Origin of the sequence: Thermanaerothrix solaris, assembly GCF_032334255.1 — a bacterium.
Classification (GTDB): domain Bacteria; phylum Chloroflexota; class Anaerolineae; order Anaerolineales; family Anaerolineaceae; genus Thermanaerothrix; species Thermanaerothrix solaris.
This window is the reverse complement of record NZ_JAUHMF010000001.1, coordinates 439444-461913: the sequence shown is the minus strand read 5'-3', so window position 1 is coordinate 461913 and position 22470 is coordinate 439444. Positions and strand designations below refer to the sequence as shown.

At 48.0% G+C, this 22470-nt stretch carries 23 protein-coding genes; 2 read left to right on the top strand and 21 right to left on the bottom strand.

The features are described from left to right. Positions 1 to 111 precede the first annotated feature (111 nt). Together QYE77_RS02100 and QYE77_RS02095 are read left to right on the top strand one after the other, a co-directional pair. Positions 112 to 804, top strand: a complete 693-nt coding sequence (locus tag QYE77_RS02100; protein WP_315623693.1) for an AzlC family ABC transporter permease — start codon at positions 112 to 114, stop codon at positions 802 to 804. Next, positions 801 to 1118, top strand: coding sequence for an AzlD domain-containing protein (locus tag QYE77_RS02095; protein WP_315623692.1), 318 nt, complete (start codon positions 801 to 803; stop codon positions 1116 to 1118). Before QYE77_RS02100 ends, QYE77_RS02095 begins: the two co-directional genes overlap by 4 nt. A 153-nt stretch (positions 1119 to 1271) precedes the next feature. Here the strand turns inward: QYE77_RS02095 and QYE77_RS02090 are convergent, their stop codons facing one another. The 21 genes from QYE77_RS02090 to QYE77_RS01990 form a co-directional block, all read right to left on the bottom strand. Beyond that, positions 1272 to 2117 carry a carbohydrate ABC transporter permease gene (locus QYE77_RS02090; RefSeq protein ID WP_315623691.1) on the bottom strand — a complete coding sequence of 282 codons (846 nt, stop codon included), beginning with the start codon at positions 2115 to 2117 and terminating at the stop codon, positions 1272 to 1274. Between the two features lie 14 nt (positions 2118 to 2131). Further along, positions 2132 to 3019: a carbohydrate ABC transporter permease gene (locus tag QYE77_RS02085; RefSeq protein ID WP_315623690.1), complete on the bottom strand. Its 888-nt coding sequence runs from the start codon at positions 3017 to 3019 to the stop codon at positions 2132 to 2134. A gap of 71 nt (positions 3020 to 3090) precedes the next feature. Continuing rightward, the gene (locus QYE77_RS02080) at positions 3091 to 4431 is read right to left on the bottom strand and encodes an ABC transporter substrate-binding protein (protein ID WP_315623689.1); all 1341 of its coding nucleotides are present in this window, start codon (positions 4429 to 4431) and stop codon (positions 3091 to 3093) included. An 87-nt stretch (positions 4432 to 4518) separates the two neighbouring features. Then, a complete protein-coding gene (locus QYE77_RS02075) occupies positions 4519 to 5565 on the bottom strand; it encodes an SIS domain-containing protein (RefSeq protein ID WP_315623688.1) in 1047 nt (348 codons plus the stop codon). A gap of 16 nt (positions 5566 to 5581) precedes the next feature. After that, positions 5582 to 7573, bottom strand: a complete 1992-nt coding sequence (locus QYE77_RS02070) for a glycoside hydrolase family 36 protein (protein WP_315623687.1) — start codon at positions 7571 to 7573, stop codon at positions 5582 to 5584. A gap of 21 nt (positions 7574 to 7594) precedes the next feature. Beyond that, a complete protein-coding gene (locus tag QYE77_RS02065; protein WP_315623686.1) occupies positions 7595 to 8452 on the bottom strand; it encodes a carbohydrate ABC transporter permease in 858 nt (285 codons plus the stop codon). A gap of 1 nt (position 8453) precedes the next feature. Beyond that, positions 8454 to 9362 carry a carbohydrate ABC transporter permease gene (locus tag QYE77_RS02060; RefSeq protein WP_315623685.1) on the bottom strand — a complete coding sequence of 303 codons (909 nt, stop codon included), beginning with the start codon at positions 9360 to 9362 and terminating at the stop codon, positions 8454 to 8456. An 83-nt stretch (positions 9363 to 9445) separates the two neighbouring features. Beyond that, on the bottom strand, positions 9446 to 10798 hold the full coding sequence (locus QYE77_RS02055; protein WP_315623684.1) for an extracellular solute-binding protein: 1353 nt from the start codon (positions 10796 to 10798) through the stop codon (positions 9446 to 9448). 56 nt (positions 10799 to 10854) lie between these two features. Further along, positions 10855 to 11898: an amidohydrolase family protein gene (locus tag QYE77_RS02050; protein WP_315623682.1), complete on the bottom strand. Its 1044-nt coding sequence runs from the start codon at positions 11896 to 11898 to the stop codon at positions 10855 to 10857. A 6-nt stretch (positions 11899 to 11904) separates the two neighbouring features. Then, entirely contained in the window at positions 11905 to 13239 is a 1335-nt protein-coding gene (gene melA, locus QYE77_RS02045) for an alpha-galactosidase (RefSeq protein ID WP_315623681.1), read from the bottom strand. A gap of 325 nt (positions 13240 to 13564) precedes the next feature. Then, positions 13565 to 13903, bottom strand: a complete 339-nt coding sequence (locus tag QYE77_RS02040) for a response regulator (protein ID WP_315623680.1) — start codon at positions 13901 to 13903, stop codon at positions 13565 to 13567. 445 nt (positions 13904 to 14348) lie between these two features. Beyond that, positions 14349 to 14786, bottom strand: a complete 438-nt coding sequence (locus tag QYE77_RS02035; RefSeq protein ID WP_315623679.1) for a 4Fe-4S binding protein — start codon at positions 14784 to 14786, stop codon at positions 14349 to 14351. A gap of 10 nt (positions 14787 to 14796) precedes the next feature. Further along, on the bottom strand, positions 14797 to 15735 hold the full coding sequence (locus QYE77_RS02030) for a complex I subunit 1 family protein (RefSeq protein ID WP_315623678.1): 939 nt from the start codon (positions 15733 to 15735) through the stop codon (positions 14797 to 14799). A 33-nt stretch (positions 15736 to 15768) separates the two neighbouring features. Beyond that, the gene (locus tag QYE77_RS02025) at positions 15769 to 16857 is read right to left on the bottom strand and encodes a hydrogenase large subunit (protein ID WP_315623677.1); all 1089 of its coding nucleotides are present in this window, start codon (positions 16855 to 16857) and stop codon (positions 15769 to 15771) included. Further along, positions 16854 to 17363 carry an NADH-quinone oxidoreductase subunit C gene (locus QYE77_RS02020; RefSeq protein WP_315623676.1) on the bottom strand — a complete coding sequence of 170 codons (510 nt, stop codon included), beginning with the start codon at positions 17361 to 17363 and terminating at the stop codon, positions 16854 to 16856. The genes QYE77_RS02025 and QYE77_RS02020 overlap by 4 nt, the downstream gene beginning before the upstream one ends. After that, the gene (locus QYE77_RS02015; RefSeq protein ID WP_315623675.1) at positions 17360 to 17875 is read right to left on the bottom strand and encodes an NADH-quinone oxidoreductase subunit B family protein; all 516 of its coding nucleotides are present in this window, start codon (positions 17873 to 17875) and stop codon (positions 17360 to 17362) included. Before QYE77_RS02015 ends, QYE77_RS02020 begins: the two co-directional genes overlap by 4 nt. Before the next feature lie 24 nt (positions 17876 to 17899). Then, positions 17900 to 18211, bottom strand: a complete 312-nt coding sequence (locus tag QYE77_RS02010; protein ID WP_315623674.1) for a hypothetical protein — start codon at positions 18209 to 18211, stop codon at positions 17900 to 17902. Positions 18212 to 18226: 15 nt separating this feature from the next. Next, positions 18227 to 19732, bottom strand: coding sequence for a complex I subunit 5 family protein (locus QYE77_RS02005; RefSeq protein ID WP_315623673.1), 1506 nt, complete (start codon positions 19730 to 19732; stop codon positions 18227 to 18229). After that, a complete protein-coding gene (locus tag QYE77_RS02000; protein WP_315623672.1) occupies positions 19733 to 21535 on the bottom strand; it encodes an NADH-quinone oxidoreductase subunit 5 family protein in 1803 nt (600 codons plus the stop codon). It lies immediately after the preceding gene. 4 nt (positions 21536 to 21539) lie between these two features. Further along, the gene (locus QYE77_RS01995; protein WP_315623671.1) at positions 21540 to 21851 is read right to left on the bottom strand and encodes an NADH-quinone oxidoreductase subunit NuoK; all 312 of its coding nucleotides are present in this window, start codon (positions 21849 to 21851) and stop codon (positions 21540 to 21542) included. 4 nt (positions 21852 to 21855) lie between these two features. Next, on the bottom strand, positions 21856 to 22341 hold the full coding sequence (locus QYE77_RS01990; protein ID WP_315623670.1) for an NADH-quinone oxidoreductase subunit J: 486 nt from the start codon (positions 22339 to 22341) through the stop codon (positions 21856 to 21858). Positions 22342 to 22470: the final 129 nt, after the last annotated feature.

Sequence of the window (22470 nt, the reverse complement as noted above, 5' to 3'; positions counted from 1 at the left end):
TGGTATAAATCTTTTTTCCGCCTTGTTTTTAGCGCGTCCAGATCGTCATAGGGCGATTTGGGCGCACTTTTTATCCTGATAAGTTCGGTTCTGAAATTATGGGGTGAAGCGATGAACAAATGGGTAAGGAACGAATTCATGAGGGGAGTTCAGGCCTTTCTTCCCCTCTTAGTAGGAGTTGTTCCGTTTGGATTGATCACAGGGATTGCTGTATCTCAAACGGGAATATCTCCCAATGACGGGATAATTATGTCCCTACTGGTTTACTCGGGTGCAGCCTTGTTGGTAGCGCTTCAGTTAATTCAATTGGGAACCCCGATTCTAATAACTATTTTAAGTGCGCTGATGGTTAACTTGAGATTTTTGATGTATAGTGCCTCTTTGGCTCCCCATTTTCAGAAGCTCTCATCTCGTTGGAAAATATTACTCGCCTATCTTTTAAGCGACCAGGCATATGCTGTATCTATTTCCTATCTAGAAGATCCTTCTAACCAAAAAACAGGGCACTGGTATTTTTTAGGAGCAGCTATTGCCATGTGGTTAACTTGGCAAGGAAGCTTATTCTTGGGAATGGTAGTGGGGGTTAACGTGCCCCCGGGTTGGTCTCTGGATTTCACAGTGCCATTAACATTTTTAGCGCTTGCAGTACCCACTGTTAAAGACAAATCAACCCTATTTTCTGCACTCGTGGCTAGTTTAGCTGCCTTACTGATGAATGGGCTTCCATTCAAAATTGGAGTTGTAATTGCTGCGATCATCGGGATTGGCATTGGCGCTATGGTGGACGAATGGAGGTCATCATGAGAGTTTGGGTGATCATGTTGGCTTTGGGGATAGGTACGTTTTTTATTCGTTTTTCGTTGATTGGGCTTTTGGGGAAGGTTCGGATTCCACAGCGTGTGGAGAGGGCTTTTCGTTTTATCCCAGCATCTATGTTATCTGCGTTGGTAATTTCCCAATTGACTTCTTATGCGTCGTCCGCGCCATCGCCTTTGACGAACTCGTACTACTTGGCGGCATTCGTTGCCTGTGGTGTGGCGTGGAAAACACGCAACACGTTGTTGACCGTGTTTGCGGGCATGGTGGTACTGTGGTTACTGAGAGCTATTGGAATGTAATGATGGGGAAAAGCATCGAGGTTAATGAAACCCTAAAATGTCATTTCTATGCGTTAGTTTGGAAACTCCATAAGATGAACACTACTGCCTAGGCATCTATTCATCGTAGAGGTTCATTTGAAACGAAAAGCCGTACAAAGGTAGCCCCCTTGATTATCGCTTAACCCCGGTCAGGGCAATCCCCTGGATAAAATACCTTTGGGCAAAGAAGAACACCAGAAGCAAGGGAAGAATACTGACAAATGCACCGGCCATCAGAACGGTGAACTTTCCACCCAATACCATTTGCTGTTGGAAAAATGCTAACCCTACCGTTAATGTCGTGTTGGGCGCTGCGGGCATGTAGATTAGCGGGTGAAGCAAGTCATTCCAAGCACCCTGGAAGGTGAAAATTGCCAGAGCAGCCAAGGCGGGTTTGGCTAACGGGAGATAAACGCGCCAGAATATTTGAAGAAGCGAAGCGCCATCTACACGTGCCGCATCCACCAAGTCGCGGGGGATGGTAAGGAAATACTGCCGAATCAGAAAAGTGCCAAATGCGCCACCCCAGAAGGCCGGTAACCAAATCGGGACACTAGTGCCAGTCAAACCTAGCCATTTAAAGATAATAAAATTAGGGATTAATGTGACGTGAAATGGGATGAGCAAGGTGGCAAGCAATGCAGCGAAAAGGACTTCTCGTCCCTTGAACTTGACCACTGCAAAACAAAATGCGGCCATTGAGCAGGTAAGTAACTGCCCAACGGTTACAAGCAATGAAATCACTGTACTATTCATGAACATCAAAGGAAAATTCAGATCAACATTAAATAGACTGCGATAATTGTCCAATGTGACTGGGTTAGGGATCAGGGCCATGGTGAATTGATCAGCTGGGCGCTTAAATGAGGTAGCAATCATCCATAAGAAAGGGGTCACCATTATAATGGCACCCAACGAAAGAAGAAGGTAGGTCACGCCATCTAGTACTATTTTCTCAATTCTTTTATTGCTGCTCATTATTGCCTCGCAAGTTATTCGTAAACGACAAATTTTTTCTCCGCCCACAAATAGACCGCCATGAGTACAGCCACAATTAATGTGAGTTCAATGGCTTGAGCGCTGGCCACACCATATTTGTTGAAGTGCCAGGCGTTGCGGTAAATCGAAAACACCACCACCGGAATCGAACTGTCTCCCTGTCCTCTCCGCGTTAGCATGTAGATATAGTCAAAGGCCTGAAAGGCGTTTATGGTAGAAATTAGGGTTTGAAAGAAAATGCTCGGCGTGATCAAAGGTAGGGTAATTCTAAAGAACTGCTGAAAGCGATTCGCCCCATCGATTTCTGAAGCCTCATAGTATTCCTTTGGGATCGCCGTGAGTCCTGCCAAGAAAATGATCATCCCTTCGCCAATAGCCCCCCAAATGTTTACAATCACAACTGAGAGCATGGCGTGATCGGTGCACAACCAGCATACTGGCTGCATCCCTAATTGTTTAAGGACGAAATTCAAAACTCCCGTGTCCTTTCCATATATCATATTCCAAACCAGTGCTGTGGCGACAGCAGAGGTTACTACTGGTAAATAGTACATTGTTCGATATAGCGAGACTCCCTTGATTGCCCGGTTCATCAACACTGCGATAATCAAAGAGATGATAACGACTCCTGGAACGTAAAGAATCGCAAATTGTGCGGTATTTGCCAATGCTCGTAAAAACCGCTTATCTGTAAATAAGGTCATGTAATTGCTAAGCCCCACCCACTTTGGAGAGGTGAACAGATCCCATTCGGTAAAAGAAAGACCGAGCGTGGCCAGTAAAGCGCCAAAGGCACTGAAAACCAAACCAAAGAGGGTAGGGGCTAAAAGGATCCACAACCATACCCTTTCTCGACCAAGGGGCTTGATCCCTGCTTCCATAAAATAATCTCCTGGCTAAGTGAACGGAGGGGTCTCATCAAGAAGGAAACCCCTCCGTTTATTGAAAATTCTTATGGATTGTATTGTTTTAAGACCTCATCGGCTTGGGGAATGATCTCATCCAGAATGGCGTTTAGATCAGCCTCTTCACCTGCCCAAATTGGTGCCATGCCATCACCAATGACCGAAGCCCACTCATCATAGCCCTTGAAGACCGGCTTCATGCGGGCAAATTCAAGCGAGTCGAGGAATACTTTATGGTTGATCTTAATCTTCTGCTCCAGGAAAGCCGGGCTCTCTGCGACTGATTTGAGCACGGGGCAGGCAAACCCGAGCTCCGCCAGACGCGTTTGCGCAGGTGGACTGATCACAAATTCGAGGAACTTCCACGCTGCATCAGGGTTCTTCGTGGCTTTTGCGATGACAAATCCTGCGCTGTTGACGCTGGTTGCTCGACCGGCTGGGCCAACAGGCATGGGTACAACGTCAAAATTTAGGCCAGCTTCTGCATATCCTGGTACAGCCCAGTGACCAATTGTGGTCATCGCTGCCTTACCGGCCTGGAAGAGATCACCACCATATTGGGCGGCAGTGGTGGAATCGGGCATGGATTTATCTACAAACATCATGTCGTAAATAAATTGCCAAGCCTTGCGGGCTTCGGGGCTGCCAATCAGGGTCTTAGTATGATCCGGGCTGATTATGTCACCGCCAAACGCCCAGATCGCCTCACTCCAAAACAGTTCCATATCCCACAAATCAGTGGCGTAGCCATATTGATCAATGACCCCATCTTTATCCTTATCAATCGTGAGTGCTTTGGCAGTAGCGCGAAATTCATCATAGGTCCAATCGGGAGAGGGATAAGGAATGCCTGCGGCATCAAACATATCTTTGTTATAAAAGACGACGATGGTCTGAAAGTCGCGCGGAAGGCCAAAATAGCCCTCAGCAGTTTGATAGGCCTTCAAGGTCTGAGGATAGACATCGTCGAGTACATGAGGGTTGGCATCAAGATAGGGCTGCAAATTGAGCAATACCCCGCGGGTTTGATAGTCTAAGTAGTAGGGAGCATCAATGGCGAAGATATCCGGGGGAGTCCCCGCTGCCAAAAGAGTTTTCAGTTTTGTCCAGTACGATTCCCATTCAGAGACTTCAACGCTCACGTTAATATTGGGGTTGGCGGATTGAAAATCGGCCACAATTTGCTTCCAGATATCTAATTCTTCGGGGGCGCCCCACATCATCATCCGCAATTCGACTTTTCCCTCCGAGGGGGGAGACGTTGCTTCAATCGGTGCTGAGGTGGGTGAGGCTTGTGCCGGCACAGCCGTTGGTGTACTTCCAGCACATGCGCTCAAAATCATAGATAGTGCTAGGAGAAAGGTCAGGAACAGGGCAGTCTTTCTCATGGTTTCCTCCATTCCATTAGTTTAGAAAAGAATCGCGATTTTATATGATGGAAGTAAGTGGCTAATGTCTTTGAATTAACCTCCTTTCTAGAGTGTATCAAGTTCAACGACAGCGCTTAAGTGGGTAGGACGATCTGGGTCCAACCCCTTGGCTAAGGCACGATAGTAAGCCATTAGTTGCAATACAGGTAAATAGAGGACACCATACACTAATTCGGGAAGGTGGCTATGAAATTTTATGCTGACTTTATCGCCACGATTCGCTAGAGAGAGAATCCTGGCTCCAAGACTTTGCATTTCCTCCAAAACGGCCCATTCGTGTGGAAAATTTGACTCGGATAGCAGACCCACTACAACGGTATGACCCCCAACCATGGACATTGGGCCATGGCGGAATTCCAGGAAATGGAAAGGTTCACTGTGGGTAAGGGTCATTTCTTTCATTTTCAGATTTGCTTCACAGGCAAGTCCATATCGAATACCACTGCCCAAAAAGTAAAAACGATCAAAATTCAAATTTTCGCCTATTTCTTGAGCCAGAGAAGCGTAGGAGCTTAGCAATGTTTGCCCTTTCTCAGCTAATTGGTACATGGCTGAGCGCTCGCTGTGATGCTCCCCGGCGAGAAGGCTTGTGGCAACAGCCGCAACATACATTGAAGCGAAGGAGCGAGTCTGGGCGATACTTTCTTCCTGGCCTTTTTCAATGATCAACGAAAGATCGGCCAACTGGGGGAGCGGGCGATCGGCATAATTTGTGATGACCAATACCTTGCCGCGATGATGGGTTTTGAAGCGTTCAACGGCACGCAGGGTTTCAGTGGTGGTGCCAGATCGGCTTATGGCAATCAATAAGGTGGGCTCAACGTGGTTGCTTGGTAGAATTGTTCTTTCGTTGAGCAACAGCTCGCCCGCGGGGGCGGCTCGGGCAATACGGCCGGTACATTCTTGGAAAAGGGCTGCAGCGGCCTTTGAAAGGTAGTACGTAGAACCACATCCAGTAAAAATTACTTGGCTGTAGTGGTGACTGAAAAGGGTGGTCAGGTCAGTGCGGGAGCGCTCGACAACATCGAGTGCCTCAACCCAGGCTTCAGTTTGCGTCGTTATTTCATGATAGGTAAAATCACCCGGCTTCATAGAACTCCCTTTGTGGTCAAAGATTTTCAGGAATTGCAACCACTAAGAGTGATTGCTCGAACTCAATATGCAGAACAGGGTTTTCCCCATGAATGACCCCAACATTACGACCATTGACGTAATCCACTAGCCGATACGACTTGGCTTCTAAGCCTCTGAACTCAACTTCCCCTTTGAAATTGGGTGCAAAGAAAGCATAATAAAAGCGATGCCCTTTGCGGATAACATGGCTTTCCGGATAATCAAAAGCCATATCGTAAAGATTGAGATATTCACCCTCAGCGAGTCGGTGTTCATGGTAAATTTGAAACCATTTCCGCCACACCTCCTCCTTTTCTGAGGTAAGCAACCAAACTTCCCGCAACCGGGACAGGATTTCAGGCCGTTCAGGCCAGACGAATTTTGTACCGGGTACTCCACCCGCACCAATTTGAGAAGCAAAATCCTCACCGCCGTCCGTGAGTTCAACATGATCAGCAAATACTGCTGATTGGGGTCCCATAAGTGCCTTATAAAATTTTATCCTTTGGCGTACCTGATAACTGGAGGTTGGATCTGCAGCGACCGTTTGCGAAACAGCAGGAATGAGGTCGAAAGTGAGAGGTGTCCCGCATGGGCAGATTTGGATCACAGCCTGTTGTCGTAATCGCCGACTTTCGGTGAGAATTTGGCGATAAAGTGAACCGAAGCCCTGGATTGATTCTTCTGGTTCCTGATGACCATGAGCAGGGTTGTAGCATTGGGCCATCGTGTAAATATTATCCAATTTGAAGCCATCAAATCCCCATTCACCGATAAAGCGTTCGACCAGTTTGAGAGTGTAATTTTGAACCTCGGATAAGGCAGGACAAAGCATTGCCAAATGGCGGTTATTACGAGCGATAGATCCGTCAGAATTCAGCACCACCCAATCAGGGTGCTCTAAGAGTACTCGAGAATAGCCATAGGTTAATGTGTCCCATTGTCCATGCCCATCCTCAGCGCAAAGTGGATACCACCATAATTGAGCCTTTAACCCTGCTTGGTGGATCCTTTCCACCAGGTTTTTCATTTCCTCGTCCCCGCTTGGGAAGGTATCTTGCCGGGGGTTCCAATCTCCGTAATGATCAAACCAGCGGTCGTCCAGCGTCACCCAGCGAATTCCCAAACGGGTGAGCATGGGTAATACCCCTTCGATTTCTTCCGGACGAACATCAAATTCGTAGCCCCATGAACACCAAGCCGGTTCATAATCTTCGGTTGAGGGCTGGGCTGGTACAACACCCCGTAATTTCATCATTTCGCGATAACGCGCTAAAGGCTCAAAAAAATCACCGTGGTGAATCATCAGCACGGTATACAAACCATCCAAACTATTTCCTGGTTCAAGATGGGTGTTGCTTCGCCATTGTAAGGATGCGACGATCTGGTCGACGCTGGCTTCAACAGGCATATACCAGGGTTGAGATACGGTTTCAAGATGTCCCAGTGCAATTCCTAAGTCAGGGGTCCAAAAATCCACCAAGGGGATACCACCCCCTTCACCATCCTGAAGATGTCCAAGAAAGTTGTCTCTATAAAAAGTTGATGGTAGTTCAAACGCGAAATCCTGACCCCATTGAACTGCAGCGCCCTGAAACGTCCACACACTTTGAGAAGATGGACGCGGAATTGACATCCGAGGAAGGCTCAGGCGATTAATCTCTATTGGAAGATCACCGCGATTTTCGAACCTCCAATGTAAAAAGACGGTATCGTGCCAACGGGGAAAATAATCTATATTAATGATGCAGATTAAGTCACACTTATATGTTATCTCAACCGAATAACGAAACCCTTTCCCTAATGAAGAGGAAAGGTCTACAGGACCTTGGAAGGCGGTTTTTACCGGTGAATCTAAAGGGATTTGATTATAGAGTTCTACCAAAGGGAAGAGTTGGCTGACCAACTTGTCGTTATGAAACAGAGAAATTGCAGCCTGCTCATCGAAAACTAAGTTCAAAGCACCAAATTTTAAGACCATACCCATGTTTTCCTCTCCATGGTTTGCTCACTTAATTGCGCCAGCAGTTAAACCTCGGATGATGAAACGCTGGAAGATCAATGCTAAAAACACGGGGGGTAAACTGGCTAATACTCCCGCCGCTGCAATTTTCAGGTACTCAAGCCCAAGTTTGGTACTGAACTCGCCGATTAATACAGGTAGGGTTTTAGCATTAATGTTCGTATAGATAAAGGCATAGAGATATTCATTCCATGATGCAATAAAGGCAAAGATCATTACGCTTACTAATCCTGGTCCAGAAAGGGGGAGGACGATTCGAAATAGCGCATCAAAATATGTGCATCCATCAATGCGAGCTGCATCCTCTAATTCCGAAGGAATAGAGGCAAAATAACTCCGCATTAACCAGATAACCAAGGGCAAAGCAATGCTTAAATCTACGATAATGAGACCAAGGTGGGTATCCAGCAATTTTGCCTGGCGCATGATGACATAAAGAGGGATGACCAGGATAATTGGGGGTATCAATTGAATGGACATCATGGTCAGGATCATCCCCTGATTGCCGCGAAAACGCAATCGGGCAATGGCATAAGCCGCAAAAACTCCTAAGACAGTTGCAATACTCATCGTGCTTAATGAGATAATTACAGAATTGGTTAGGGACTTTATGAAAAGCCTAACATTAACGCTTTCTTCCCCGTATTCAAAAAAGAGCGAACGATAATTTTCCAATGTGGGTCGAGAGGGGATCCAACGCAGAGGCACGGTTAGCAATTCAATTTTGGAGGAGAAGGATGAAATAATCAGCCATAAATAGGGAGCAACCGTCCACACCACAATTATTATGACCAGAATGTAGAGCAAGAGCCTGGACACAAAACGCTTTGATAGGACTCTCATGCTACATCTCCACCACACGGCGGTAAGCCGAGCGAATATAAAAAACCGCCGGAATTAGAATAACCAAACTGGTCAAGTAAGCCATAGCGGCACCGTACCCAAAGCGTAACGACCGAAAGGTTGTTGCGTAGACTCTTAAAGTGGTCAATTCCGTGGTACTGAAAGGTCCACCACCTGTTGTCACATAAACAAGTTCGAAAGTCTGAAAGCCCCAGATAAACTGCAACATTGATGCAACCATGAGCACGGGGCTGATAAGGGGAAGGGTGATATGCCAAAACGAACGCCAGGCCGATGCGCCGTCCACACGGGCTGCTTCATAGAGATCCTCTGGAATAGCCTGGAGTGCCGCCAGAACCAGGATGACTGTAAAGGGTGTTTCCTTCCAAACATTTGCGAGAATGATCAAGATCGTTGCCCAGGTCGGATCGGCCAGCCAAACACGATAACCTTCAATGATATGCAGTTGGGTGAGTAAGGCGTTCAACGCCCCATAATCGGCGTTATAGATCCATTTCCACATGGCTGCATTGACAATTGAGGGCATCGCCCATGGCAGTATCATCAAACCGCGCACAAAGCCCCGTCCTACGAATCGTTGATTTAGGACTAGGGCAATACTTACTCCAAGGATTACCTCCATAATGACTGAAGTTAGGCTAAAGCGGAAGGTAACCCAAAGCGAGTTAAGATAACGCGAATCGCGTAGCAGAGTTAGGTAATTCTTAAGAGCGATAAAAGCATCGTATTGCGGGCGCGAAAGATCCTTTTGATGAAGGCTAAGCCAGAAGGAACTAACGATTGGGATTAAAACCACCGCTAGTATGGCCATTAATGCCGGCAAAGTGAGTAATAGGCCTAATAGTTGCGGGTTGTCTGTTAGAGGGCGTGAGCGTAATTTTCTCGGCATAGTCAGTGTGGTTGACTCTTGGAGTTGGGGGGACAAGACGCCTAATTATCTTGTCCCCCCATTACATTTGATCAGGGTTTTGATCAGGGTTGACACTCGAACTGGGCTAATCCTTTGGCCATATTATCTAACGCTTGCTGGGCGGTTTGTTCGCCCGCCAAGGCCTTGTGAACTTCAGCGATGGTTACATCCACAAAGTCGCCATACCAAGTTAACTTGGATAGACCTCGCGCCGTAGACAACTGTGCTTGGAAATCAGCCCAGAAGGGATATTTGGCCAGAAGGTCAGGATCGGTATAGAGGTCGGTCCAGATGGGCAAGAGACCGATTTCCTGAGCAAGAATTTTATTTGTCTCGCGGCTGGTCATGAACTGGATAAATTTCCAGGCCGCTTCTTTATGTTTGGAGTTTGCCGGAATGGCATAGGCTTCGGGTAGAGTAAGGGTTGCGCTTAAGTCGGGAGTGGCACCAGGTACAAGGCCAACTTTAACTTGACCCGCAACTTTTGAAATGTTGGGATCCTGAGTATAAGCCATTAAGCCCGCGATACCCTGAGGCAGGAATAGGGTGTCACCCTTAAGAAAAGCATCTTGAGCAGTGGCTTGGTCGTAAGTTAAGCCTGCAGGGTTAGCCACACCTTCTTTGAGCGCGTCAATCATAAACTGAAGGGCTGCCAGGGTGTTAGGATCTTTGTTAAACTCGAAACACCCTTGTTCGTCAACAATTTTGCCGCCGAAGGTATAGGTCCAGAAATGGAATTCGTTAGCCAGTGCCCATTCTTGATTCCAAGATGGCGCCATGCCATATTGGACCACGCCCTTATCCTTAGCAGCTAGGCTCATCTCTTTGAATTCTTGCCAGGTGCGAGGGGGTTGGGTATAACCGGCAGTTTCTAACTTGGCGGCGTTGTAATAGAAAAAGCGTGTATCATTGTTCCAAACCACGCCGTAAAGTTTTCCGTCCGGGCAGGAGAAGAGATCTACTAGGCCAGGGATCATGCCCTGAGTGAATCCCTCAGGCATAAAATCATTGAGAGGGGTAACCCATCCTGCCCCACACCATTCAGCCACCCAGCCGTTATCAAATTCCACCACATCATAAGCGCTACCCCCGGTTGCCATTTCAGGGATCACGCGGTCGGCAACCGAATCCCAGTCACTCTGAATTAATTCGACTTTTATCCCGGTTGTTTTTTCAAATTCGCGAACACGGGCTTCAAAGGCACCGACAATATCGGCCTCGTGACGGGGAAAGATTACCGTGATTTTTTCCTGAGCGGGTTGAGGAGACGCCGTAGGCGGTGTGGTGGTCTCGGCAGTTGCTGAGGTCGAAGCCGGAGCGGTCGGGGTGGGGGTAGCCGCTGGAGCACATGCTGAGAGAGCCACCATTAACACCAAAACGAGAATCATAAGCAAATACAAGGGATTGCGTTTCATCTTCATCTCTCCTTCCTGAAAAGACAAGATCGGGTAGGTGTTGTCTGGGTTGTAAGTCAGGGTAAAGTTTGGATTCCAAGCACCTCCTGAGCATTTTGGTAATAAACCTTAGCCAGCACCTCAGCAGGGAGGTAAAGGCCATAGATAAACCAGCGCCCTTGGAGCGGAACATCTCCTGGGTTGTAGTTAAAGTATTCATCATCAGTTTCTAAGAAACGGTAATAAATGCGATAGGCCTCTAAGTCGGGGCCCAGATCACTACCGAAGAGGATGCGATCTTGATATTGGATAAAGAAACGTCGGGCCGAATACGGTTGTCGTCCAAGTTCGCCGATTCGCGCGGCGATATCAATGTAATAATTTGGACAATCATCAAGCATCTTACTTACCCAGGCTAGGTTTTCGGCATAACAGCCAACATGAGCACCAATGAACAGCGTGCGTGGGTGCGCTTTGACTAGACGGTAAAAGGCTTCTAAAATCTCGGTAAATGGCGGGTAAGGGGGGCTAGTAAAGACCCAATCTGGATGCTGATTGAGTTCTTCCCAGCGTTCATTCGTTTCGTCAACGGGATCAAAAAAGGCTACCGGATCGGCAACGTGGATAAGCACCGGAAGCTTTAAATCCGCTGCTGTTTCCCAGAGGATATCTAGCCGTGGATCGTCTACTTTGACCAAATTTCCTTCGTGGTCGCGTACCTGAAGGCCAAAGAGTTTCCATACTTTAAGACCGTCAGCCCCCCATTCTTTTTGGACTCGTAGCCGATTGGCTGCCCAATCTGGAAAACGGTTGCCCAATTCTGACCACTTGCTCCAATCCACACCCCCGAAGACGCGAAATCGTTCTGGGGCACGGGCTTTGAAAAGGTTGAGGTGGGTGGTAAGTATATTTTCACCCCAACCGCCATCCAAATCAACATAAATGCGCACGCCTGCTTCATCCAAAATATCTAGCAATTGAGAGAGGGGTTTCTTGTCCCAACCGCCACCAAACGGCTCGGCCAGGTGATTGTGAGCATCAATGACCGGATGGCGAGGGTAAAGGACCGGTGTTACTTTGGTCACCAATTTGGGACGAGGACGGTAGTTTTCCAGAAGCATTTCTATCTACTCGACATCAATCTTGGTAAATTGAGGCAAGTATGCGCGATTTTGGACAAACATTTCCTTAACCATGGTTTTGATTTCTTCCATGGAAAGAACCGCGGCAGTCAGGGGGTCGTGGAGGCAGGCCTGCATTACCAAACGAGCATTTCCGGTTAGGGCGGCTTCAATAGCCATCTCTTCTACCATGACATTGGTGTGAATTAGCGCGACCAGTTGGGGAGGCAGAGCACCCACATAAATGGGATGAAAACCCCCTTTGTCCACATAAACGGGAACTTCCACGCAAGCCCCGTAAGGCAGATTGGTAATCAGGTGGGTATTAGGCACGTTTCCGTTGAAGCCGAAGGGTTCACCTCCCATCAGTGCATTGATGATGTACGCGGCATACTCGTCACCACGTTTTAGATCTTCTGGCGTTAACTCGCGCGCTAGGTCTGCACGAACACGCTCTTTCCAAGTAAGTTCGGTTTTCTGATATTCTTTGAGTATGTAGGCATACTCACCAGGGTTCCAACCCGTACCATGGGTGCAGTACTTTTCGATCAGATCGGGGCGTTTGCGAAACCAGGGATTATATTCCGAGTTGTGTCCACTTGATTCGGTAGGGTAGTAATCGAGATGAAGAAACATCTCGTTACGCACTTGCTCTTGGTTGTAAATCTCAGGGCGTTCGATGACAGCCTTGCGGATGAGGGGATAGGCATCTTCACCATTCCATTCATATTTTAGGAAAAAGGCTTGGTGGTTTATTCCCGCGCAAGTGTAAGTGATTTCATCAAAAGGGGCTCCGATCCACTCAGCCAGCATTTTTGCCGTCCCTTGCACACTGTGGCAAAGACCCGTTACCGGAATAAAGGTCTGACGTTGTAGGGCTCCACATAGCATAGCCATGGGATTGGTGTAATTAAGCAAAACGGCTTTAGGACAAAGGCGTTCCATATCGCGCACGATTTCAAGCATGGGGGGAAGTGTGCGCAGGAAGCGAAAGATGCCGCTTGGGCCGCGGGTATCGCCAACATTGATATCAACCCCATACTTCTTGGGTATTTCTATATCGTGGCGCCACACATCTGTAGAACCAACGAGGATGGTGGTGAGCACTACATCGGCGTCTCTAAGGGCCTCGGTGCGATCAAGGGTTGCCTGTACGTTAGCAGGGTAGTTTCCAGCCGCAATAATTTTCCGCACTGCCCGCTCGGCAAATTCTAAGCGCTCAGCATTGATATCCATTAGCGCAAGAGTAGCGTTTTGTAAGAGAGGGAAGGTAAGGATATCCCGCACAAGGCTTGTAGTGAACTCAAGGCTACCAGCGCCGATAAACGCGATCTTAGTCATTGCAACCTTCCTGTTCTGGTCAAAATGGGGGAGATTAGGAACTACTAGCGGTATGATTTAGAAATGACTGGAGAAAGCGCATTGCTGGTTGAAGCATTTTTGAAAAGCAGGTTACAGGACTATCGGGAATGGACTCCAATTTTGAGGGGACGACAAGGGAAAAAGAGATGAATATGGCTCTAAACCTCACAAAAAGAGAGTTAATACAAATGAACGCTATCGAATGTGATTATACGTGATTAATTATGACATATTTGAAAGGAAAAATCAAGTGTTTTTGTCTTAATTTAACTCAAAACCGCGCTTTAATGGCAGCGGTGCCAGGTTAATTGTGACCTGTAAAATCAGTAGAAGTGGTTGTTTGGGGATAGCGAGGCAAAATTGTGTTCAGAATTACGCGTATTATTTCGCGCGTTTCATGCATGGTCAATGGGCGAGGGAGGCTTAATTCGAGTACGTTACCATCGGGTGTGAGCGTGGCTTCTGGTTGCTCTTCTGCGGAGATGATTACTACGGGTAGGTCAGCATATGCAGAGGTTTGACGTAGTTTTGCTAGCCAATCCCAACCGTGAATATCCGGCAACTCAAGATCAAGCAACACGGCATCAATGGGATATTCGGCTGCTGCGGAAGCACACGAACTCGATTGGGCTTTAACAGCCATATCTTTTATTCATCATTCACCGGGTTATTTATTGGGTCACAGACTGCCGAAGCGGTAATGTAAGAACGCTAATATAAATTCTGATTATTTATACAAATCAGAATTTATGTGTTTTCGATTGTTAGTAAGCAAGCATAACTGTGATACCGAACCGATCCTTGCTTTCTCTGGGCTCACTGTGTGACTCCACACACAAACAGCCAAGCTCACTGCTCACTTTGTAATTTGCGTTGCTCTTTTTTGATACCATGTGTTGTTGTTAGTCTCTCTGGGGTTGCCTTCTCTAAATTCAAATTAATCTACACGAATAACTTAGGTGATTCCGTTTACGCGCTCAACAAAGCACTACATTACAAAGAGCAAATTATAAGTTTGTTTATGGTTAGATTACTTGAAATAATAAATTACCACATACAAACTCTCCCCAATATCAGTGCAATTAGAATTACTTAACCTCTCTACACTCATCCGGTTGTTCCGAGCATGCTTGAGCGGCGCGTTCGAGCAGGAACTGAATATCCTCATTTCGCCCATACAATACCTCGAAGGGTGTCTTGTTGGCTGAGGCAAGTTCCCACTCCTCGGTGGAAAAACCCAGGCATTTAAAACGACAACTCTCAATACATTGGGCGCAATAAATACAGCGATCAGCGTGATAACGCATCACAAACCGTTTACTAGCCTTATCCACAACAATGAGTTCCAGCGCATTGGCCGGACAGTCCTTAACACATAGTTGGCAACCTGAGCAGTTTTCCGGATTCCACACGACTTTTGCGCGCAGACGCTCTGGAATCCGAGGGCGTTGGAACGGGTAACGCTCCGTTACGGGTTTCTTAAACAACGAGCGAAAGACGTCGCCGAACATACTGCCAATGGTCATAGTTACACCTCTAGAACAATAGAGTCCCCAAATAGCGTCCGGCAATGATGGCGATCAACTGTATGACTGCCAAAATTGTCCCAATCCGCCACCACAACCCAACCACTTGGTCAATGCGCAAGCGGGCAAAGAGAGTTTGCATCAAAGCGACAACGAGAAGCAATCCCAAGGTCTTGAGAATAAAATCGAGAGGTGAATGTATTCCTCCCAAATAAAACGCTGACACTAGCGTTAATCCAATAACCAGTTCGATATCTTTTCCCAAGCGGAATAAGGCCAAACCACGTCCACTGTACTCGGTCAGAGCACCTGCGACAATTTCCGTTTCAGCCTCAGGTGCATCAAAGGGAGGGAGTTCCAACTTACCCATCAAGCCCACTAAAGCAACCAAGAATCCGATGGGCTGGGCAACCAACAACCAGAGATTCTGTCCGGTGAACTCATTGATGGTACCAATTTGCCAGGACTGTGCCGCAATGGCTGGCCCTAACAACGCCAGCATAAAGGGCGCCTCATATGAGAATAACTGTGTCAATGTTCGGGTGGCACCCACCAGCGCGAAACGATCTACCGTGCTCGCACCGGCAAGTCCCATGCTTAAAGTTAACACACTGAGTAAATAAATTGTGACGATAAGATCCCCCTGAAAGGTATAAGCGGGTTTAAAACCAACCATAGGTACATAGAGCGCAGCGGTTAATGCGGAGGCAAGAGCAAAGAGAGGTAAAAGATAAAACAGCCCGCGCTGAACACCCTGAGGAACAATTTCTTCCTTTGAGAGAAGTTTGACCAAATCTGCAAGCGGCTGGAACCAGCGCGGACCGATGCGGTTTTGGAATCGTGCCACCAGTTTTCTATCCACATACTCATAGGCCAAACTAGCCAGGATCAGGAAAAACCCGCCTGGAAAAACCAGCAGTATCACTAATGGATGCAGACTCAGGGTCATAGGATGGCTACTCCGTGAACAACAGGTTTGGCATCATCGATCATTGCACGAGAAACAAGGATCAATTCCGGCTACTAACATGGGAATGTCAGCCAGTTTATGACCTGGAGCAGTTGCCAATACCGTGCCCCAGTTAGCCAGGCTGGGGGTGCGTACCTTAACTCGCTCGGGTTTATCTCCACCACTGCTAACGATGAAATAAAACAGTTCTCCCCTTGGTGCTTCAACACGGCTGACTACCTCCCCAGCGGGGATACGCCGAGGCATTCTAGCGACCAGTTCACTTTCCGGCATATTATTCAGAATCTCACGAAGAACACGGATACTCTCAAAGCATTCATCCAGGCGGACGACAAAGCGGGCTTGCAAATCTCCCTGCTGGCTGACCACCATTTTCACCGGAAACTCGGAATAGGCGGCATATGGAGCGTCCACTCGTACATCCCGTGTCACACCGGAAGCCCGTGCTGTTGGACCAACAGCGCCTAAGCGTTCGGCTTCGTCTCGGGAAAGCAGACCAACCCCACGGGTTCGTGCCAGAAAGGTTTCATCGGTGTTAACCACACCCAGATAATAGTGAACCCGTTCCTCGATAAAGTTTAGCCCATCTAAGATGCGAACTTTTTGCTCAGCAGTAATGTCAAACTTCACACCGCCTAGCAAGTTGGCCGAGTAGTTGACCCGATTGCCGCTTAACAATTCCAGCAAGTCCATAACGACTTCGCGGTCCCGCCAGCTATACATAAACAACGCATCAAACCCCGCTTCATGAGCAGCAACCCCTAGCCAGAGCAAATGACTGTGGAGGCGTTCCAATTCGGCAATAACTTGCCGGATAGCACGAGCCCGGGGTGGGGCTTGTACCCCAGCCAGGGCCTCGACACCCTGTGAGAACGCCAGTGCGTGAACGTGGGAACAAATGCCACAAATGCGTTCCATTAAATAAAGATTTTGGGTCCAGGTGCGTTGCTCAGCCCCCTTTTCAATTCCACGGTGCACATAACCCAACCGTAGAGTGGCACCGATCACTTGTTCACCGTCTACAAAAATCTCGAAATGACTTGGTTCTTTTAGTGCTGGGTGTTGAGGGCCGATGGGAATAACAAATCTCTCACCGCTCATTTTTGCGCCTCCGTAACCTCTGAAAAGCCAGTAAATGATTTTCGTAAGGGGTAAACCCCATTGGGCCAGTTATCTGGCAGAAGTAGCCGGCTGGGATCTGGTGTTCCCATTATGTTGACACCAAACATCTCACTCAATTCGCGCTCAAACAAGGTTGCCGAGGGTAAAATATTGCAAATTGATGGGAGAGAGGCATCCCCATAGGGAACATTAACGCGCAGAGTCAGGACATTATTTCTTTCACAAAAGTGATATAACACCTCAATTGCGCCTTCCTGCTGCTCTGCGGATTCGGGTGTTGACGTAGCCGGACGATCCATCCCGGTAATAGCGCTTAGATAACCCCAGCGGGCATTCTTTAGTGCCTCAACCACTGCCAACAGATCCTCACGTCCGATCACTACATCCAGGCGGTTGGGTTGAGGATTGCGTTCCTCTTTAACCCATGGACGGATCATATCTAGCGCCTGTTTTAGAAGCTCATCCTGAGTTCCTTCCTGGTTCATTCTGTTCCTCCCGCCGTTTCGAATGCCGGTTGCGGTAAAGAAATGGGTGAGTCGGGTTTGCGCCCTGTTTTCAAGGCTTCGAGCAGTTGCACGATACCAAAAATAATCGCTTCGGGTTTAGGAGGGCAGCCAGGAATATACATATCTACCGGGATAACTTTTTCAATTCCTCCCAATACGTTATAACATCCTTGGAAGACTCCCCCGGAAATTCCACATGAACCCACGACCACCACAAATTTGGGTTCCGGCATCTGTTCGTAAATGCGAAGCAAGCGATCGCGTGATTGCAAGGTTACCGGCCCAGTGCAGATTAACACATCCGCATGACGGGGGCTACCCTGCAATTTAATTCCAAACCGTTCCACATCATAGCGTGGAGTCAGAGTGGCCAGGATTTCGATATCACAACCATTACAAGAACCACTGTTGTAGTGCAAAGCCCAAGGGGAATTTACTCTAGCCCAAGTACGTATCTTGTCCAGAAAACGCGTATCTTTTTTCTCGCTCATCTCTACGCTCCTTTACGGTTATTCCTATCCCAAAATAACTGCCAGCAAAGTCAATAACACACCGATAAGATAAGGCAAAATCCGGGGTGAAAATTCTCCAGTACCGATGATCAAAACACCCAAATGAACCACGGCAAAGAAGAACGCGATTAGAAAGAAAGGTGAATATCCTGGTGCGGCAAAACCCAATTCCGCCTCTTCGCCGCTGGCGTAAGGGCTCTCTTTGAGTGGTGAGGGTTTTTCAGGCGGGGCAAGAAGTTTACCCAGGGCTAAAATTCCTAATGAAACCACCAGATAAATTAGAAAAGCAAGAGGGGGAGTCAGTAGAATCTCCATAAGCGTTCTCCCAGTTTAGCGTATTCCCAACCCCATTAGACTTGATGCGGCCCACTCATTAATGGGATTCATTAGCGAAGGAACAAATCCCAGGAGAAGAATGCCTAAACCGAAGACGATCAATGGCAATACCATGAGTCCTGGAATACGCCCACCTTTCTCCACGACTTCAGAGGGGGATTGCTGGTAAAGCCGATTCACGATCGGAGCGTAATATCCCAACGACAAGACACTATTTAATCCTGCAAAAAGCATTAGGGCTAACCCAGCACTAGATTGGCTCATGAAACCACCCACCAGGATTTGCCACTTTGACATAAAACCAGCCATAGGTGGTAGTCCCCCCAGTCCTAACAGTGCAATTGCCAGGGTTAAACAGACCAGCGGGTAGCGGCGAGCTGCTCCCCTAACATCATCGAGGGTTAGTGGTGTATGCCGGTTTTGACTAATAACCAAAGCATACAGAAGCGCACCCACGGCCAGAAAGGCTAACCCTTTCATGAGAGCATGGGTGAAAAGGTGAAACATTCCACCGGCAATTGCCGTGGGTTGGTGATAGGCCAACCCGACCCCGATTCCCGCTAACATATATCCCACTTGTGCCACACTGGAAAAAGCCAACAATCGCTTGATTTGCTGCTGGCGCAGTGCGAGCAAATTTCCTAGGAACATGTTGATCGCGCCAAATCCCATCAAAAGCGTACCCCACCAGGCGGTTTCTGCGCCAAGCGCAAAGAGCGCGCGGAGCATCGCCACCAACCCGGCTTCGATGACAATCCCCGAGAGCATGGCGCTAATGCCACTAGGGGCTTGGGCATGAGCATCGGGCAACCAGGTATGCATGGGGACCAGGGCAGCCTTGACCCCAAAGCCAACAATAAACAGCATTCCAGCCCCAATCAGAGCAGGATTGAGTTCAACGAATCGGGCGCGGATGCCATCCAATTGAAGTGTCCCAGCATAGGCATAAGTAATTGCAATGGCCAGAAGAATAAACACCGATCCAATAGCGCTCTGCACCAAGTACTTGACCCCTGCCTCAAGCGAACCTTTCTCCTGGGGATAAAAAGCCACCAGAAGATAGGTGCTAACAGCCATCAGTTCGAACCATACCCACAGGTTGAACAAATCATTTGCAGCCCCAAGACCGATAATGGCACCAACCATTAGCAAAAGTAATGCAAAGTATTTATCCTGGGCTTTCTCGGCACCGATGTAAGGACCGGAAAACAATGTAACCAATGTTGCCAGTAAGACGACCGTAAAGGCTAAAAGAAATGATAGCCCATCCCAATGGAGCGAAATAGAACCGATCAAGATCCATAGTGAATTATGAGACGCATTTTGCGTCCAAAGAACCAACAAACCAATCATACAAAGTACCAGTAAGAATAAGGTCATCCATTGACCAAAGCGCGAATTAGATCCCCGATGCAAGAGGATCCGATCCACCAAATAAACCAATGGGGCTCCAACAAATGGCAAAACAAATAGTCCTATGACGGCCATGTTCGCATCCATCTAACTGATCCTCCCCAGCATGGTCAGGATAAGGACCACCAACCAACCCAACAGAATGGCGATGACGTTCCATGCCAGATGTCCGGTTTGAGTGACTCGTAATGCCTCGCCGGTTTGCTGAACGCCACGGACAACGATTTCATTTATAGCCTCAAATCCAAAGCCGTTTTGTGCCGCCTTTTCCACTCCTTTGAATGTCATCAGAAGAGAGCCTATTCGGTCGCGCCGCAACCAGGCTACCGCACCCACTATAATCACCAGCAAAACCAGATAGGTTGAGGGTTGACTTATAATTTCTAATCCCACTTCTAGAGTCATCCAGCCTGCAGGGCTGATCGTTTCGATTAACTGAACCCACACTTCGTTTAATTCCAAGGTATGGAATGGCAAACTGGTCTTAAGGCTTTGATAGAAGGGTCCAAGCAAGAGCCATGTACTCAGGGAGCCAATTGCCAGTGGCAATAGAGCTGTTTTCATGGCTGCTCCCGCATCATGAACATGATGTTCTGAACGCGCCTTACCATAAAAGACCAGAATAACCATACGCAGGGTATAGGCTGCAGTCAATCCTACGGTTAAGACCATTAGTGCAGCGATCCAAGCAGGATTGCCATGCTCAAAACCTACCTCTAGGATCAATTCCTTGCTCCAAAAGCCGTTAAAGATAGGGATACCAGCCAAGGCAAGTGCACCTAAAATAAACACCGTTCGGGTAAAGGGCATCCTCTTGCCCAGTCCTCCCATCTCGCGCATATCCCGGGTACCTAAAGCGTGAATGACTGCACCTGCACCTAAAAAGAGCAGTGCCTTGAAGACGGAGTGACTCATGAGATGGAATTGGCTAGCGAAAATCCCGCCAGCACCAACCGCATAAAACATAAATCCCAACTGACTTACGGTTGAATAGGCTAGCACGCGTTTCAAATCAAAGGCTACCAGTGCCATTAAGGCAGCGAGAAGGGCTGAGAGCATTCCGACGATCATAACTGCCAGTTTCCAACCCGGCACCGCTTCGAACGCCGGATAAAATCGCGCTAAAAGATAAACCCCGGCGTTGACCATCGTAGCAGCGTGAATAAGCGCACTCACTGGCGTGGGTGCTTCCATGGCATCCGGTAGCCAGGTCTGAAACGGGAACTGCGCCGATTTTGCTGCAGCGGCGATCAAAAAACCAAATGCCATCCAGCTTAACACAGAGGCGGGAAGGGCAGCAGGATTGCTCAAGAATAAATTAATGTCGTAACTTCCAGTATAGGCATACAGCACAAGGGCACCGAAGAGCAGTCCTAATCCGCCGAACTGGGTCATGATTAATGCTTTGATCCCACCGCGAACGGCCTTGGGATCATCATTGTGAAACGCAATCAGGGCATAAGAACATAGCGCCGTGAGTTCCCAGAACACAAACATCCAAAGCAAACTGGTAGTTAGCACCAACCCAACCATTGAACCGATAAAGAAAAGGACAAAGGCATAATAGCGCCCCAATGAATGCTCACCATGCATGTAATCCACAGAGAAGATCACGGCCAGCGCGCCAATCACCGTAGCGACCACAGCCAGAAAAACGCCTAGTCCATCGGTGGTTAAGCGAAAATCGTCAAAAATGCCGCCGAGAGGGAGTATCAGGGTGAGTTGCTGTGTGCTATACGAAATCAAAAATAAGCCAGCGCCGGCAGACAGCACTGAAAAGATAACCGCTAGGCTATGCTGGAGTTTGGGGCGATGATCTCCTACTGCCCAAACACCGATGCATCCCAACCAAGGAATGACTATAGGAAGGAGGAGTAACCAGTTTGGCACTGTATCACCTCCGCAATGTGGTTAAGTCTTGAGGATCGAGGCTTCCAAAACGCCTGCGCACTTGAACCGTAAGCGCTAAGGCGACAACCGCAACAATGGTATCTACCACAATAACGGTGAGTGCTAAGCTTTGCCCCAGTCCAATATTGCCGCTGGCTCTCCCGGCAAGCACGAAGGCCAGCAGCACACCTTTGACCATAATTTGCAGTCCGACCACGACTTTAATCAAATTGCGCGAAACAATGATAGCGTAAATTCCAATCCCAACTAATCCCAATATGGTCAGGGCAACGACAATCCCATTGAGATAATCCATTAGATTACTCCTCCTTTTTGGGCGATTCGTGGGATGTTGAGCGGAAAAGTCCCAATACTGTAAGCGCCCCGGCAAAAATAAGGAATGCCTGTAGCCAAGTATCCAGACGCCGTAGATCCCAAAAAATCGTGCGTAGAGGCAGGGTTTCAGGGTTAGAAGCGGACATTAACGAGCGCGGGATTACTAAGTAAGCGGTAATGCCACTGCAGGCCATTATTAAAATGAGCGCAAGCCATTTGAGCCCGGAATTCGAGACAGGAAGTGCTTCGTCTCCGGTTAGGTTGATGGCAAAGACAAAAAGGACGGTAACCAGCCCTGCCCCAACACTCAATTCAATGACGGCAATGAAGGGCGCACCAAGCAAATACATATCCAAAGCGACTAATGCGCTTGCCAGGGCTAACCAAATGGCAGAGATCAACATGCGTTTCGATGCAACCGCTGCAATGGCACAGCCTAACGCCCCCACCCCTACCAGTGCATAAAGCATACGCTACCTCCTCGCCTCAACGTTGACTAATCATGTATACAACAAGTTTGTGCTTTTTGTCACGTGTAAGTCATCACAATAATTTGGGCTAATCTTCATGAGTTATTGCACCCGAGGAATTGGAATATG